General features: G+C 70.4%; 19 protein-coding genes and 4 tRNA genes. 17 read left to right on the forward strand and 6 right to left on the reverse strand.

The annotated features are described in order from the left end of the window. Positions 1–19: 19 nt before the first annotated feature. Entirely contained in the window at positions 20–517 is a 498-nt protein-coding gene (locus JCO01S_RS11650; RefSeq protein WP_068255673.1) for a YajQ family cyclic di-GMP-binding protein, read from the reverse strand. 70 nt (positions 518–587) lie between these two features. Between JCO01S_RS11650 and JCO01S_RS11655 the strand changes: the two genes are divergently transcribed. The 9 genes from JCO01S_RS11655 (at position 588) to JCO01S_RS11695 (ending at position 4,497) form a co-directional block, all read left to right on the forward strand. Then, positions 588–670: transfer RNA gene (locus JCO01S_RS11655), tRNA-Tyr, on the forward strand. 94 nt (positions 671–764) lie between these two features. Then, positions 765–1,388 (forward strand): DNA-3-methyladenine glycosylase I, encoded by a 624-nt coding sequence (locus JCO01S_RS11660; RefSeq protein WP_068255676.1) that lies wholly within the window; start codon positions 765–767, stop codon positions 1,386–1,388. Further along, positions 1,381–1,863, forward strand: a complete 483-nt coding sequence (locus tag JCO01S_RS11665; protein WP_068255679.1) for an acyl-CoA thioesterase — start codon at positions 1,381–1,383, stop codon at positions 1,861–1,863. Before JCO01S_RS11660 ends, JCO01S_RS11665 begins: the two co-directional genes overlap by 8 nt. A gap of 43 nt (positions 1,864–1,906) precedes the next feature. Next, positions 1,907–1,979 (forward strand) — tRNA-Thr (locus JCO01S_RS11670). A 33-nt stretch (positions 1,980–2,012) separates the two neighbouring features. Further along, positions 2,013–2,086: transfer RNA gene (locus JCO01S_RS11675), tRNA-Met, on the forward strand. Positions 2,087–2,268: 182 nt separating this feature from the next. After that, entirely contained in the window at positions 2,269–2,439 is a 171-nt protein-coding gene (rpmG, locus tag JCO01S_RS11680) for a 50S ribosomal protein L33 (RefSeq protein WP_068255684.1), read from the forward strand. A 101-nt stretch (positions 2,440–2,540) separates the two neighbouring features. Continuing rightward, positions 2,541–2,987, forward strand: a complete 447-nt coding sequence (locus tag JCO01S_RS11685) for an FAS1-like dehydratase domain-containing protein (RefSeq protein ID WP_068255687.1) — start codon at positions 2,541–2,543, stop codon at positions 2,985–2,987. A gap of 2 nt (positions 2,988–2,989) precedes the next feature. Then, positions 2,990–3,424, forward strand: a complete 435-nt coding sequence (locus tag JCO01S_RS11690; RefSeq protein WP_068255694.1) for a MaoC family dehydratase — start codon at positions 2,990–2,992, stop codon at positions 3,422–3,424. Further along, positions 3,424–4,497 carry a UDP-N-acetylmuramate dehydrogenase gene (locus tag JCO01S_RS11695; protein ID WP_068255696.1) on the forward strand — a complete coding sequence of 358 codons (1,074 nt, stop codon included), beginning with the start codon at positions 3,424–3,426 and terminating at the stop codon, positions 4,495–4,497. The genes JCO01S_RS11690 and JCO01S_RS11695 overlap by 1 nt, the downstream gene beginning before the upstream one ends. A gap of 66 nt (positions 4,498–4,563) precedes the next feature. Here JCO01S_RS11695 and JCO01S_RS11700 read toward each other — a convergent pair whose 3' ends face one another. From JCO01S_RS11700 to JCO01S_RS11715, 4 genes are all read right to left on the reverse strand, one after another. Beyond that, positions 4,564–6,054, reverse strand: coding sequence for a S8 family peptidase (locus tag JCO01S_RS11700; RefSeq protein ID WP_068255698.1), 1,491 nt, complete (start codon positions 6,052–6,054; stop codon positions 4,564–4,566). Positions 6,055–6,154: 100 nt separating this feature from the next. Then, positions 6,155–7,216, reverse strand: coding sequence for an adenosine deaminase (locus JCO01S_RS11705; protein ID WP_068255737.1), 1,062 nt, complete (start codon positions 7,214–7,216; stop codon positions 6,155–6,157). Then, positions 7,213–7,755, reverse strand: a complete 543-nt coding sequence (locus tag JCO01S_RS11710; RefSeq protein WP_068255702.1) for a DUF5709 domain-containing protein — start codon at positions 7,753–7,755, stop codon at positions 7,213–7,215. Before JCO01S_RS11710 ends, JCO01S_RS11705 begins: the two co-directional genes overlap by 4 nt. 2 nt (positions 7,756–7,757) lie before the next feature. Continuing rightward, positions 7,758–9,062 (reverse strand): aspartate aminotransferase type Ic, encoded by a 1,305-nt coding sequence (locus JCO01S_RS11715; RefSeq protein WP_068255706.1) that lies wholly within the window; start codon positions 9,060–9,062, stop codon positions 7,758–7,760. Positions 9,063–9,223: 161 nt separating this feature from the next. On the opposite strand from JCO01S_RS11715, the gene JCO01S_RS11720 reads away from it, so the two are divergent. The 8 genes from JCO01S_RS11720 to rplL all read left to right on the forward strand — a co-directional run bounded on the left by JCO01S_RS11720 (position 9,224) and on the right by rplL (position 14,106). Continuing rightward, positions 9,224–9,296 (forward strand) — tRNA-Trp (locus JCO01S_RS11720). A 58-nt stretch (positions 9,297–9,354) separates the two neighbouring features. Then, positions 9,355–9,612 carry a preprotein translocase subunit SecE gene (gene secE, locus JCO01S_RS11725; protein ID WP_068255711.1) on the forward strand — a complete coding sequence of 86 codons (258 nt, stop codon included), beginning with the start codon at positions 9,355–9,357 and terminating at the stop codon, positions 9,610–9,612. Positions 9,613–9,685: 73 nt separating this feature from the next. After that, the gene (gene nusG, locus JCO01S_RS11730; protein ID WP_068255713.1) at positions 9,686–10,486 is read left to right on the forward strand and encodes a transcription termination/antitermination protein NusG; all 801 of its coding nucleotides are present in this window, start codon (positions 9,686–9,688) and stop codon (positions 10,484–10,486) included. A gap of 76 nt (positions 10,487–10,562) precedes the next feature. Continuing rightward, on the forward strand, positions 10,563–10,997 hold the full coding sequence (gene rplK, locus JCO01S_RS11735; RefSeq protein ID WP_068255715.1) for a 50S ribosomal protein L11: 435 nt from the start codon (positions 10,563–10,565) through the stop codon (positions 10,995–10,997). Positions 10,998–11,068: 71 nt separating this feature from the next. After that, a complete protein-coding gene (gene rplA / locus JCO01S_RS11740) occupies positions 11,069–11,803 on the forward strand; it encodes a 50S ribosomal protein L1 (RefSeq protein WP_068255717.1) in 735 nt (244 codons plus the stop codon). Between the two features lie 193 nt (positions 11,804–11,996). Next, on the forward strand, positions 11,997–12,797 hold the full coding sequence (locus JCO01S_RS11745) for an SCO4651 family lipoprotein (RefSeq protein ID WP_068255727.1): 801 nt from the start codon (positions 11,997–11,999) through the stop codon (positions 12,795–12,797). 250 nt (positions 12,798–13,047) lie between these two features. Continuing rightward, the gene (rplJ, locus tag JCO01S_RS11750; protein WP_068255730.1) at positions 13,048–13,641 is read left to right on the forward strand and encodes a 50S ribosomal protein L10; all 594 of its coding nucleotides are present in this window, start codon (positions 13,048–13,050) and stop codon (positions 13,639–13,641) included. Between the two features lie 66 nt (positions 13,642–13,707). Continuing rightward, positions 13,708–14,106: a 50S ribosomal protein L7/L12 gene (gene rplL, locus JCO01S_RS11755; RefSeq protein ID WP_068255732.1), complete on the forward strand. Its 399-nt coding sequence runs from the start codon at positions 13,708–13,710 to the stop codon at positions 14,104–14,106. A gap of 199 nt (positions 14,107–14,305) precedes the next feature. Here rplL and JCO01S_RS11760 read toward each other — a convergent pair. Beyond that, positions 14,306–14,893 (reverse strand): phospholipase D-like domain-containing protein (locus JCO01S_RS11760; protein WP_245634423.1); only part of this gene is annotated, 588 nt, incomplete at its 5' end.

Below are 14,893 nucleotides of genomic sequence, written 5' to 3' on the forward strand. Positions count from 1 at the left end.
GCCTCCCCCGCCCGCTCGTCTAGCGGTAGTTGACGAACTGGACCGCCACGTCGAGGTCCTTGCCCTTGAGCAGCGCGATGACCGCCTGCAGGTCATCGCGCGACTTGCCGGTCACGCGCAGCTCGTCACCCTGGATCTGGGCCTTGATCCCCTTCGGCCCCTCGTCACGGATGATCTTGGAGATCTTCTTCGCGTTCTCCTGGTCGATGCCCTCCTTGGTCGGCCCGGCGAGGACGTACTCCTTGCCGGAGGCCTTCGGCTCCTTCTCGCCGAAGTCGATGCTCTTGAGGGAGACGCCACGCCGGACCAGCTTGCCCTGGAAGACGTCGAGCACCGCGAGCACCCGCTCGGCGCTGTTGGCGCGGATGGTGATGACGTCACCGCCGCTCCACTCGATGGTGGCGCCGACGCCCTTGAAGTCGTAGCGCTGCGCGACCTCCTTGGACGCCTGGTTCAGGGCGTTGTCGACCTCCTGGCGGTCCACCTTGCTGACGATGTCGAAGCTGCTGCTGGCCATCTGCTGCTGGCTCCTCTGGGGTCGGATTGTTCCCGGGCCGGGTCGGCTTGCTATCGTTCCATGCGCACGCGGCAGGTTGTCCGAGTGGCCAATGGAAACGGACTGTAAATCCGTCGGGTTATCCCTACGCAGGTTCGAATCCTGCACCTGCCACCGAGTGCCCCGGGCCGCGACGTCGTCGCGGCCCGGGTTTTTTCCCGCGCCCCGCACGGAGACCGCCGTCGGGAGCGTGCGGCACGATGCCCCCATGGATCTGATCGTGGGTGAGGACCGGCTGGCCAGGCCGCCGTGGGCGGCGAGCGACCCGCTGCTGCAGGAGTACTACGACACCGAGTGGGGCATGCCGGTGCGCGACGAGCGCGGCCTCTTCGAGCGGCTGAGCCTGGAGGCCTTCCAGTCGGGCCTGTCGTGGGCGACGATCCTGCGCAAGCGGGAGAACTTCCGGGTCGCCTTCGAGGGGTTCGACCCCGACCGGGTTGCCGGCTACGGCGACCGGGACGTGCAGCGCCTCCTCGGGGACGCCGGGATCATCCGCAACCGGGCGAAGATCGAGGCGACGGTCCGCAACGCCGCGGCGACCGTCTCCCTTCGAGCCGAAGGGGGCCTGCCCCGCCTCATCTGGTCCTTCCAGCCGGCGCGCACGCCGGCGCCGCGTTCACCGGCCGAGGTCCCCACCACCTCACCGGAGTCGGTGGCGATGGCCAAGGAGCTGAAGCGGCGCGGCTTCTCCTTCGTCGGGCCGACCACCGCCTTCGCGCTGATGGAGGCCGTCGGCATCGTCGACACCCACCTGGTCGGCAGCCACCGCCGGGGGAGCTCGGGCGTGTGGCGCCCCGACGGGAGCCGGGGGCAGGATGGGCCCCGTGACTGAGACCCTCGACCGGGACCTCTACCCCCACTGGGTGCAGGTCCCCACCCGCTGGAGCGACAACGACGTCTTCGGGCACGTCAACAACGCCGTCCACTACTCGGTGATGGACACGACCATCAACAACTGGCTCAAGGCCCACGGCTTCGACGTGACCGTGGACGGCTCGACGATCAACCTCATCCCGGAGACCGGATGCCGCTATCTCGCGGAGATCTCCTACCCCGACAGCTTCGAGGTGGGGCTGCGCACGACCCGGGTCGGCCGCTCCGGCGTCAGCTGGGAGTGCGCCCTGGTGCGCGAGAGCGACGGGGTGCTCGTGGCCGTCGCGACCTCGGCGCACGTCTTCGTCGACGCGACCACGAGGCGGCCGACGGCCATCCCGACCAGCCTGCGGGCAGGGATGGAGCAGCTGCTCACGTCACGCCCCGATGGCGCCACCGGAGCCGATTTCGCCCCCGGTCGTGACTACGTGTAATCTCTCCCGAGGTTCTCCACCGCACCCGGTGCGGAGGAGCCCGGCCCCCTTAGCTCAGTCGGCAGAGCGTTTCCATGGTAAGGAAAAGGTCGTCGGTTCGATTCCGACAGGGGGCTCTGGTCCGGTCCGCCCCGCGGGTCGGCCGCCGAGGCGGGGTAGCTCAGCTGGTTAGAGCGCACGACTCATAATCGTGAGGTCGGGGGATCGAGTCCCCCTCCCGCTACGGACGAGCCACGGTGGGCGCCCGACCCGGCCTGATTTCGGGCCGGCGCCCACCGTGGACTAATCTTGTGCGTCGATGTGTTGGTGACACCGAGGTGGATGCCGACACCACGTACCTCCCGCCCAGCGCAGCCCGGCGCCAGGCGAGTACCACCGAGAAGTGTCTGAGAGCAGGTTCGAGCCGTGGCCACGAAGAGCGCCGACATCCGTCCGAAGATCACCATGGCGTGCACCGAGTGCAAGGAGCGGAACTACATCACCAAGAAGAACCGCCGCAACAACCCCGACCGGTTGGAGCTGGCGAAGTTCTGCCCCCGGTGCCGCAAGCACACCCCGCACCGCGAGACCCGCTGAGGCCACGCGCTGCCGAAGAGGAGCGGCCGTCGAGCACCACGCTCGGCGGCCGCTCCTCGTGTCCGTGCCCGCCTGCGGGCGCCCGCACCTAGACTGCCGCCATGGCCGTGAACGAGGACTTCCTGGGGCGGGCCTACCCGCCCACCCCGCCCTTTTGCGTGGGACGTGAGCACATCCGGGACTTCGCCGAGGCCGTCGGCGCGCAGGACCCGATCCACCACGACCTGGCGGCGGCCCGTGCGGCCGGGTACTCCGACCTCGTGGCGCCCCCGACCTTCGCGGTCATCCCGGGGCAGCGCTGCGACGCCGGCTTCGTGAGCGACCCGGACGCGGGTGTCGACTTCTCGCGGGTGGTCCACGGGGAGCAGCGCTTCACCCACCACCGTCCGATCGTCGCCGGCGACGAGCTGCGCGGGGTGCTGCACATCGACGCCATCCGCGCGGCCGGCGGGCACCAGATGGTGACCATGCGCAGCGAGATCATCGACGCCGAGGACGCACCGGTCGCCACGAGCCGCTCGACGATCGTCGTGCGAGGAGAGGAGTGACGATGAGCGAGCAGTCCGTGCGGCAGTTCTCCGACGTGAGCGAGGGGGAGGCCCTCCCCTCGCAGACCATCCCCGTCACCCGGGCCACCCTCATCCACTACGCCGGCGCATCCGGTGACCGCAACGTCATCCACTGGGACGAGGCGACCGCGAGGTCCGTGGGGCTGCCCGACGTCATCGCCCACGGGATGTGGACCATGGGCGCGGCCTCCCGGGTCATCGCCGAGTGGGCCGGTGACGCGGGCCGGATCATCGACTACGGCACGCGCTTCACCCGGCCGGTGCCGGTCCCGCACGACGGCGGCAGCAGCATCGACGTCTCCGGCACGGTGACCACCCTGGATGCCGAGCAGCGCCGCGCCACCGTCGAGCTGAGCGTGACCAGCGGGGACGCGAAGGTCCTCGGTCGCTGCCGCGCCGTGGTCCAGCTCGACTGATGGCCCGGACCGAGCACGGCGTCCCGCTGGCGCCGTTGACGACCATGCGCGTCGGTGGCCCGGCCGCCACCCTCGTCACCGCCCGCACCGAGGAGGAGATCGTCGCCGCGGTGCGCGCCGCGGACGAAGGGGGCGGACCCCTCCTGCTGCTCTCGGGCGGCTCCAACCTCGTCATCGCCGACGACGGCTTCCCCGGCACCGTGGTGCGCATCGCCGCCGAGGGCATCGAGGTCCTCGCCCAGGACGAGGACGCGGTGGAGGTGCGGGTCGCCGCCGGTGAGGTCTGGGACGACGTCGTCGCGCGGGCCGTGGCCGAGGGCTGGTCGGGCATCGAGGCCCTCTCCGGGATCCCCGGGCTCGCCGGAGCCACTCCGGTGCAGAACGTCGGCGCCTATGGCCAGGAGGTCGCCCAGACGATCGTGGCGGTCGAGACGTGGGATCGGCAGGAGCGGCGCCGGGTCGGCTTCGCCAATGCCGAGGCCCACTTCACGTACCGGAACTCGGTCTTCAAGGAGACCGGTCGCTACGTCGTGCTGTCGGTGACCTTCCGGCTGGAGCGCTCCGGGCGCTCCGCCCCCGTGGCCTATGCCGACCTGGCGCGCCAGCTCGGGGTCGAGCAGGGGGAGCGCGCGTCGCTCGCGGAGGTCCGTGAGGCGGTGCTGGTCCAGCGCGGCCTGCGGGGGATGGTCCTGGACCCGGCGGACCACGACACGTGGAGCTGTGGGTCCTTCTTCACCAACCCGATCGTGTCGGAGCAGGAGATGGACCGGCTGCTCGAGCGCGCCGCGGACCGTCTGGGGCCCGACGGCCCGGTACCGCCGGTCTTCCCCGCCGGTGAGGGCCACCGCAAGACGAGCGCGGCCTGGCTCATCGACAAGGCCGGCTTCGGCAAGGGCTACGCGATGCCCGGCCCGGCGGCGCTCTCGACGAAGCACACGCTGGCCGTGACCAACCGCGGGGGCGCCGCGGCGTCGGACGTCGCCGCGCTGGCCCGCGAGGTCCGCGCCGGGGTGCAGGAGGCCTTCGGCGTCACGCTCGCCAACGAGCCGGTCTTCGTCGGTCACGAGCTCTGACCCGACCGCGACGAAGGGGGCCCACGGTCGAGCGACCGTGGGCCCCCTTCGCGGGTCGGTCGCCCGTCAGCGGACCGCCGCCAGGGCGTCGATGACGCCGTCGCCGTAGTAGGAGTTCTCCTCCGGCGTGCCGACGCACTCGGCGCCGGCAGAGGTGGTCGAGCACGGGGTGTCGGTCGCCTGCGCGCGGACCTCGCTCGCGAGCTTCTCCGGGCCCCAGGCCGGGTGCGCCGACGTCATCAACGCGAGGACGCCCGCGACGTGCGGGGAGGCCATCGAGGTGCCGCTCTTGGTGCCCCAGCCGTCGTCCTGGACGACCGTGGAGAGGATCCGGCTGCCGGGTGCGGCGACGTCGATCGAGCCGAGGCCACGGTTGGAGAAGGAGGAGAGCGCGCCCTCGCTGTCGATCGAGGAGACCGTCACGACGCCGTCGAGCTCGGTCGGGATGTCCTTGCAGGAGCTGTTGATGACGCGCTCGGTGGGCTCCTCGGCGTCGTTCGGGCTCGAGTCGTTCGTCGTCTTGTCCGACAGGTCGTAGGCGCTGTTGCCGGCGGCGGCCGCGTGGACGGCCCCCTGCTTCGTCGACCACTCGACGGCGCGGCGGACGGCCTCCATCGCCGGGGCCTGCTCCGGCTGGTCACCGCACCAGAACTCGAAGGGGTCGACGTAGTAGCTGTTGTTGGTCACGTCCATGCCCTTGAGGCCGGCCTCCATGAAGCCGCAGATCGCGTACTCGGGGTAGATGAAGCCGTCGTCGTTGACGACCTTGACCGAGGCCATCTTGGTGCCGGGGGCGATGCCGACGATGCCCACACCGTTCTGGGCCGCGCCGATGGTGCCCGCGACGTGGGTGCCGTGGTCGCTCGTGGTCGGCGCCCAGGCGGCCTCCCCGGTCCGGGGGCGGCCGGCATCGGTGCAGCCGACGGAGCTCGCCCGGTCGATCTGGTTGGCCAGGTCCGGGTGGTCCGGGTCGATGCCGGAGTCGAGGACCCCGACCGTGACGTCGGGGGAGCCTGTCGTGATCTCGTGCGCCTGCGGCACGTTGATCATCTGCATGTCCCACTGGTCGCCCTCGAGCGGGTCGCTCGCGACGGCAGTGGTCAGGTCCGAGACGTCACGCTTCTTGGTAACCGCCTCGTGCTGGCCCTTGCCGGGACCCCACGGGGCCTGCGAGCCGTCGGGGGTGCCTTCGCTCACGGCCACCGAGCGGGTCGGTCCCACGGAGTCCACGGCGTTCTCTGCCGCGGCGACGACCGAGGTGCGGAAGTCGGCCGACGTCGAGTGGGCGACGACGACACCGATCTGCGGCCAGGACTGGATGACCGTGCCGTCGACGGACCGGACGGCCTTCTCGACCTTGCGGACCTGGCCGGGATTGGCCTTGGTGTTGATGACGTAGCTCGAGATCTGACCGTCCGGGGTCGAGATGGGGACGGGGGTGGACGTCGGCTCGTCCTGGGTGGCGCCGGAGGCCGACTGGGCTCCCATGACTCCGAGGCCGAGGACCGCAGCGGTCGCTGCGATGCGGGCGGCGCGGGGTCGGATTCGTGTGGACATGCGTGTGCAACTCCCTTGTTGGCGAGCCGCGCGGGTGTGGCGCGCAGCACTCGAATCCTTGCAGATCGCAGACGACTTCGTCGGCCGAGACCGCCCGGGGTCAGGCCGCGTCGGGTGGGGGGTCTGCCAGCCAGGCGTCGATGTCGGCCAGGGCCGCATCGAGGACCTCCTGCGGCGCTCGACTCGCCCGGAAGGACGCGCGGGCCAGGTCGGCCAGCTCGGCGTCGTCGAGGCCGTGGACGGTGCGCGCGGTCTCGTACTGGTCGAGCAGCCGGGAGTCGAAGAGCAACGGGTCGTCCGCGCCGAGTGCGACCGTCGCCCCGGCCGCCACGAGGGAGCGAAGGGGGACGTCCGGTGCCTCGCGGTAGACCCCCAGCGAGACGTTGGACCCCGGGCAGACCTCCAGTGCCACCCCGGAGTCGACGACCCGGCGCAGCACGGCGGGGTCCTCCATGCTGCGCACCCCGTGGCCGAGGCGGTCGGGGTGGAGGCGGTCGAGGGTCTCGGTCACCGCGTCGGGGCCGAGCAGCTCACCGGCGTGGGGGACGAGCGTCAGCCCGGCCCGCGCGGCGATCCGGAAGGCCCGTTCGAAGTCCCCCGTGTTCCCGCGGCGCTCGTCATTGGAGAGCCCGAAGCCGAGGACCTCCCCGGGCCGGTCGCCGGCGTACTTCGCGGCCAGCCGGGCCAGCGTCCGGGCTTCGAGGGGGTGGCGGGTGCGGCTCGCGGCCACGATCACCCCGACCTGGGCTGCCCCGGTCACCGCCGCCTCGGCGCTGACCCGTCGGGCCTCGTCGAGGACGATCTCCAGCGCGGGCGTGATGCCCCCGACGAAGGGGGCGTAGGAGGTGGGGTCGACCTGGATCTCCAGCCAGCGGCCTCCCTCGGCGCCGTCCGTGAGGGCGGCCTCGCGCACGATCCGGCGCATGTCGGCCTCACCCTGCACGCAGTGGCGCGCCGCGTCGTAGAGGCGCTGGAAGCGGAACCAGCCGCGCTCGTCGGCCGCCGAGAGCTGCGGCGGGTAGCCCCCGCGCAGCACCTCCGGCAGGCGCATGCCGTGGCCCGTGGCCATCTCCCGCACGGTCTCCACCTGCATGGAGCCGGTGAAGTGCAGGTGCAGGTGGGCCTTGGGAAGCGCACGCAGGCCCCGGCCCCGGGAGGTCAGGCCTCGTCCCCTTCGCCGTCCCCGTCGGAGATGTGCACCGCGGCCTCCTCCGCGGATGCGGCCCCGCGGTCGATGCCGACGTCCTCGGCCCACGTCTCCTTCTCGGTGTCCTCCCGCACGCCCTCGTCGTCGGAGACGAGGCGGCCCGCGCGCTCGTCGCCGACCTCGGTGTCCCCGAGCCAGTCCTGGTCCGCCGCGATCGCGTCGGGGTCGTCGCCGCCGACCGGGTCCGCGTCCAGCCCGGACTCGTCGTCCGGGGCCCCCGCGGCAGAGGCGGGGTCGGGCCGCTCCTGCTTGATCCGCTCGTCGATGGTCTCGTCCTCGGCCTGCTCGGCGGCGGTGGTGCCGTGCGCGAGCGAGCCGCGGGCGGAGTCCGGCGGGGACCAGGACGTGTCCACCACGTCCGGCTCTCCCTCTTCGCCGGTGCCGGTCAGGGTGTCCTCCGGCTCCAGCTGGTCCTCGTCGTCGAGGCTGTAGCTGGTCAGGTCCGTGTCCAGGTTCTCGGGCTGCTGGTCGGGGATGTCGGGCTGCTCGCTCATGGTCACTCCTTCGCGGTGTCTCCGGACAGCTTCTCGGCCGCGGCCAGGAGGACGCACGTGGCGACGATCTCCATGGCCTCGGTGAGCTCGGACAGCGGCGGCATGGTCGGGGCGAGGCGGATGTTCGTGTCCTGCGGGTCCTTCCCGTACGGGAAGGATGCGCCCGCGGGGGTCAGGGACAAACCGGCCTCCTTCGCCAGTGCGACCACCCTGCTCGCCGTGCCGGGCAGGACGTCCAGGTTGACGAAGTACCCACCCGTGGGCGAATTCCACGTGGCGACCCCGCGGCCACCGAGGCGCTCACCGAGGACGCGCTCGACCTCCGCGAACTTGGGGGCAAGGATCTCGCGGTGCCTGCGCATGTGCGCCAGCACGCCCTCCGCGTCGCCGAAGAACTCCGCATGCCGCAGGTGGTTGACCTTGTCCGGCCCGATCGAGCCCTTGCCCAGGTGGGCCAGGTACCACTCGATCTGCTCGCTCGAGGAGGCGAGGAAGGCCACGCCGCCGCCGGCGTAGGTGACCTTGGAGGTCGATGCGAAGACGAAGGCCCGGTGCGGGTGCTCGCTCGCGGAGGTCAGCGAGATGATGTCCGCGCTCTTGGCCTCCTGCTCGCTCAGGTGGTGCACGGCGTAGGCGTTGTCCCAGAAGATCTTGAAGTCCGGGGCGGCCGTCGGCATCGAGGCCAGCCGGTCGGCGACCTCCTGCGAGCAGACGGCGCCGGTGGGGTTGGCGTAGGTCGGGACGATCCACATCCCCTTGACCGAGGGGTCCTCGGCGGCGATCCGGGCCACGGCCTCGGCGTCCGGCCCGTCGTCGGTCATCGGGACGGTCACCATCTCGATGCCGAGCTCCGCCAGCAGCCCGAAGTGACGGTCGTAACCGGGCACCGGGCAGATGAAGGTGACCTTCTCCTCCTGCGACCACGGCCGCGGGGAGTCCACCCCGCCGAAGAGGAGCAGGTCCACGAGGACGTCGCGCATGATCGTCAGCGAGGAGTTGCCCCCGGCGATCAGTTGCTCGGTGTCCACGCGGAGCAGCTCGGCGAAGATCTCTCGCAGCTCGACGAGGCCGCGCAGGCCGCCGTAGTTGCGCACGTCGGTACCGGAGCGGTCCGTCGTCGTGGTCGGCAACCGCAGCAGGGCGTCGGAGAGATCGAGCTGGGCGGCGCTGGGCTTGCCGCGCGTGAGGTCGAGGGTGGCCCCCTTCGCCCGGTGGGCGGCGTGGGCGTCCCGCTGGGCGGTCGCGAGGGCTCGCAGCTCCTCGGTGGAGAGGTCGGACAGGGGAGAGGCATCGGTCGACGAAGTCACCCTCGCAGTCTTCCATCTTGCGTGGGTTCGCAGCAGGGGGCCGCCGTGACGTACAGTTGTCCCTTGGTTGACTCCGACCGAACTATCCGGCGTGCCCGCGCGCTGCATGATTCGGCTGGAGGAGACCCGTCGCAGGCGAGTGCCCAACGGCTCGCCCGCGAAGGGCAGTGGCGCAATTGGTAGCGCACCGGTCTCCAAAACCGGCGGTTGGGGGTTCGAGTCCCTCCTGCCCTGCGTTGCACGGCAGCAGGCCCTGCAGCACGCCGGACCCGGATGAGATGAGAGAGACGACGTGAGCCAGCTCGGAGCGCAGCCGACCCAGTCGCGGCGCGGCCAGGCGAAGGGCGGAGTGCTCTCCCGGTTCTTCCGGGCGATCGGGGCCTTCCTGGCCCAGGTCCTGGACGAGCTGCGCAAGGTCGTGCGGCCCACTCGGTCGGAGCTGATCAACTACACGGCGGTCGTGCTCGTCTTCGTGGTGTTCATCATGGCGATCACCGCGGGGCTGGACTGGGTGCTCACCCGGTTGATGCTCTGGGTGTTCGGCGGCTGAACCCGCCTGTCCGTGGTCCGGGCGCGCCGTGCGCCGTCGTTGCTGAAGTTGAGTCGAAGTGAGGAAACAGGTCATGTCCGAGCAGACCCCCGAGTCCACCGAGGCCGAGGGCACCGAGACCGTCGAGGGTGCCACCCCGCAGGTCCCGGACGAGTCGACCTCCGACGCCCCCGCCGAGACCGACGCCACCGAGGCTGACGCCGCCGACACCGCCCCCGCGACGGTCGACGAGGACGGCGACCTGCTGCCCGAGGACACCGAGGACCCCGTCCAGGCGTTCAAGGACGACCTCGCCTCGAAGTGGGGCGACTGGTACGTCATCCACACCTACGCCGGGTACGAGAACCGCGTGAAGCACAACCTCATGACGCGCGTGGAGAACCTCGACCTGGAGGACTCCATCTTCGAGGTCGCCGTGACCATCGACGAGGTCACCGAGATCAAGAACGGGCAGAAGAAGGTCCGCAAGCAGCCGCGGATGCCCGGCTACTGCCTCGTGCGCATGGACCTCACCGACGAGTCCTGGGGCGCCGTCCGGCACACCCCCGGCGTCACCGGCTTCGTCGGCAACGCCCACAACCCGGTGCCGCTGAGCCTCGACGAGGTCTACACCATGCTCAAGCCGGCGGACCTGGAGAAGCCGGCCGCCCCGACCGCCGGTGCCCCGGTCACCGAGAGCGGCGCCCCGGCCGCCCCGGTGGACGTCGACTTCGAGGTCGGCGAGTCCGTCACCGTCATGGAGGGCCCCTTCGAGACCATGCCGGCCACGATCTCCGAGGTCCTGCCGGAGGCCCAGAAGCTGAAGGTCCTCGTCTCCATCTTCGGCCGGGAGACCCCGGTCGAGCTCGGCTTCAACCAGGTCGCGAAGCTGTAAGAGCGAATCACCATCGCACTGCAACCGGGTCATCGCCCAAGGCGTGGGCCCACAACCAGGAAGTAGGAAAGACCGCATGCCCCCCAAGAAGAAGAAGATCGCCGGCTACATCAAGCTCCAGATCGACGCGGGTGCGGCCACCCCGGCCCCGCCCGTCGGCCCGGCACTGGGTCAGCACGGCGTCAACATCATGGAGTTCGTCAAGGCGTACAACGACGCCACGGCGGACATGCGCGGCAACGTCGTCCCCGTCGAGATCACCGTCTACGAGGACCGTTCCTTCACCTTCATCACGAAGACCCCGCCGGCCGCGCAGCTGATCAAGAAGGCCGCCGGTGTGAAGAAGGCCTCCGGCGAGCCGCACAAGACCAAGGTCGGCAAGATCTCCAAGGACCAGATCCGCGAGATCGCCGAGACCAAGATGCCCGACCTGAACTCCCACGACCTCGATGCCGCGATGAAGACCATCGCCGGCACCGCACGTCAGATGGGTATCGAGACCGAGCTCTGAGCAGCCCGGCACAGACCGTGGGAGGGCCGGCGCTGGTCCGCACCACGACTCCACCACACCAAGGAGCACCCATGAAGCGCAGCAAGACCTACCGCAACGCGGCAGCGAAGATCAACGAGAACCTGACCTACCCGCCGCTCGAGGCCGTCCGCCTCGGCAAGCAGGCCGCCCGTACCACCTACGACGAGACCGTCGAGGTCGTCTTCCGCCTCGGCATCGACCCGCGCAAGGCCGACCAGATGGTCCGTGGCACGGTCAACCTGCCCCACGGCACCGGCAAGACCTCCCGGGTCCTCGTCTTCGCGGCCGGCGACAAGGCCGATGCCGCGGTCGCGGCCGGGGCCGACTTCGTCGGGTCCGACGACATGCTCGAGAAGGTCCAGGGCGGCTGGCTCGACTTCGACGCCGTCGTGGCCACCCCCGACCTGATGGGCAAGGTCGGTCGTCTCGGCAAGGTCCTGGGCCCCCGCGGCCTGATGCCGAACCCGAAGACGGGCACGGTCACGATGGACACGGCCAAGGCCGTCTCCGACATCAAGGGCGGCAAGATCGAGTTCCGCAACGACAAGCACGCCAACCTGCACTTCATCATCGGCAAGGCGAGCTTCGACGAGAAGGCCCTGGTGGAGAACTACCAGGCCGCGCTGGACGAGGTCCTGCGGCTGAAGCCCTCCGCCGCCAAGGGCGCCTACATCACCAAGGGCACCCTGAGCACGACGATGGGTCCGGGCATCCCGTTGGACATCTCCCGCACCAAGAACCTCCTCGAGGAGTCCGCACCGGTCGAGGCCGTCGCGGCGGAGTGAACCACCACGAGTGAGGCCGCGAGCGGCCGTCTGCGAAGGGGGTGCCGGGCCCGAAGGGGGCCGGCACCCCCTTCGCCCGTCCGCGGTGCAGGCGGTGTGGACGAGACGGTCAGGAACCACCCAGAGATGCCCGCCAGACTGACGGGGTACGGCTGCCCAGCGGCCATCCACGACGAAAAGGACGATTTCGACGATGAAGAGGACGACGACCGCGACCATCATCGGCGCGGCGACGGCCATCGCGCTCGCGGCGTGCGGCTCCGGCGGTGCCAGCGAGGGCGACACCGTGAAGCTGAACTCGCTGAGCAAGGACGTCAACTCCGCCATGGAGGACGCCGGCAGCGGGACGATGAAGGTCAAGTCCACCGGTGTCCAGCTGGACGGGGACTTCGAGCTGGGCAAGAAGGAGGCGGCCAGCATCTCCGGCAAGACCGGCGGTCAGGACCTCGACATCCGGTTGGTCGACGGCACGCACTACCTCAAGGCCCCCTCGCCCCAGGTCACCCAGAAGGGCAAGTCCTGGATCAAGGCCGACCCCGAGGCCAAGAACCCGCAGGAACAGCAGATGGCCACCTCGATGCAGGCGATGGTCGACCTGCGGGACCCCTTCGCCTCGATCAAGGGCGCGGGCGACGTGGACGCGGAGGTGACCAAGGTCGAGGACGGCAAGGTCACCTACGAGGTCAAGCTGTCCAAGAAGCAGATGGGCAAGGCGCTCGAGCACCAGGCCAAGGAGGCCGGCAACGAGCAGGGCGCCGCGATGGCCGCCCAGCAGGCCCAGAAGACCACGACGACGCTCGTGGTCGACGAGGACCAGCGCCCGGTGAAGGCCACGACGAAGTCCGGCCAGGCTTCGCTGGACATCACCTACTCGGGGTGGGGCGATGACGTCTCCGTCAAGGCCCCGCCGAAGGACAAGGTCGGCACGCTGAAGATCCCGAAGCAGCCCTCCGGCGGTGCCGCCCCCGGCGGGGGCTCGGGCTCCTCCAACTGACGGTCACGGGCCGTCGTCCCCGTTTTGACCAGCGGGGGCGGCGGCCCGTATCGTTGTCCACGACCATTGACCGCCGGTCGTCGTGCTCACCATCGAGGACGACCGAAGGCTCCGCGAGATGCGGGCGACCAGCGCAGGCCATCGAGAACGTGTACGCCCCTGTGGCGTGCCTGAGTCCCGTGCCCTGCGCCGGGGCTCTTTTTTCGTGGGCCCGGGGACACCGGCGGACCACACGAGAAGGGAGGCCCGCATGGCGACTGCCGAGAAGGACGCCGTCATCGCCGAGCTGGCGGAGAAGTTCCGCAGCTCCAGCGCGGCCGTTCTCACGGAGTACCGCGGCCTGACCGTGACGCAGCTGGCTGAGCTGCGCAAGAACCTCCGTGGCAACGCCACCTACTCCGTGGTGAAGAACACGCTGACCCAGCGTGCCGCGAAGGAGGCGGGCGTCGAGTCCGCCTTCGAGGGGCAGTTCGTCGGGCCGAACGCGCTCGTCTTCGTCGAGGACGAGGGCGACCCGGTCGAGACCGCCAAGGGCCTGCGCAACTTCGCCAAGGACCACCCCCTCCTGGTGATCAAGGGTGGGATCCTCGACGGGAACCCGCTCTCGCCGGAGGACATCGAGAAGCTCGCGAAGCTCGAGTCGCGTGAGGTTCTCCTGGGCCAGCTTGCCGGCGCCATGAAGGCGCAGCTCACGCAGGCCGCCCAGCTGTTCAACGCTCCGCTGTCGCAGACCGCCCGGGTCGTCGACGCGCTGCGCACCAAGGTCGAGGAGGAGGGCCCGGTCGCGACCGGGGCTCCCGAGGCGGCCACCGAGACCACCCCCGAGGGTGGCGACGAGGCCTGAGCCCATCGGGTTCGGCCACATCCCCAACACGCCACTCACGGCACACAGCAAGAAAGGACGCCCATCATGGCGAAGCTCAGCAACGACGAGCTCCTTGAGGTCTTCAAGGAGATGACCCTGATCGAGCTCTCCGAGTTCGTGAAGCAGTTCGAGGAGACCTTCGAGGTCAGCGCGGCCGCCCCGGTCGCGGTCGCGGGTGCCGCCCCGGCCGCCGGTGGCGAGAGCGGCGGCGGCGACGCCGCCGCCGAGGAGCAGGACGAGTTCGACGTCGTCCTCGCCGCTGCCGGTGACAAGAAGATCCAGGTCATCAAGGAGGTCCGCGGCCTGACCTCCCTCGGCCTGAAGGAGGCCAAGGACCTCGTGGACGGCGCTCCGAAGCCGGTCCTGGAGAAGGTCGACAAGGAGGCCGCCGACAAGGCCAAGGAGGCCCTCGAGGGCGCCGGCGCCACCGTCGAGCTCAAGTGATCCCTCCCCGTCGCTGACGGGGACACCGGATCTGCCGAAGGGCGGGTCGCACCTGCAGGTGCGACCCGCCCTTCGTCGTCCCCACCGCCGCGGAAGTGGACGGTGTGGGCGCGATGGGCGGCGCCCTTGGTCGCTCGTTCCTCGCTCCCTGGGTCGGGCGCACCCACCGGCCCACACCGTCCGCAGCAGGGCCGATGGGTCAGAGCAGCGGGCGCCAGGGGGAGAGGATGCCCTCGGTGACCCGGTTGATCATCGGGCGGGCGAGCCATTCCTCGAGCGTCAGCTCGGTGCAGTTGCCCGAGTCCAGCAGGAAGATCTCCTCCATCCGGCGCGCGACGTGCGGGTCGAGGATCTCCATGTTGACCTCGTAGTTCCCGGCGAGGCTGAGCCGGTCGATGTTGGCGGTTCCGATCGTCGACCACAGCCCGTCGACGGTGCCGGTCTTGGCATGGACCATCGCGTTCTCGAAACGCAGCAGCCGCACGCCGCCGCGCAGCAGCTCCTCGTAGTTCACCCGGCTGACCCAGTCCGCGACGATGTGGTTGCTGAAGTGCGGGACGATGATCCGCACGTCCACCCCCCGCTGGGCCGCCTGCACCAGTGCCCGGGTGAAGGTGTCGTCGGGAATGAGGTAGGCCGAGGTCAGCCACACCCGCTGCGTGGCCCGGTCGATGGCCTCGAGGTACATGTTGCGGATCGGGTAGACCATGTCCGCCGGCAGGTTCCGGTGCACCCGCATGTGGTGGCTCCAGGTCCGCCGGCGGGGTTGCGGCAGCTCCGGTCGCCC

Origin of the sequence: Janibacter corallicola NBRC 107790, assembly GCF_001570965.1 — a bacterium.
In the GTDB taxonomy this organism is placed as follows: Bacteria; Actinomycetota; Actinomycetes; order Actinomycetales; family Dermatophilaceae; genus Janibacter; species Janibacter corallicola.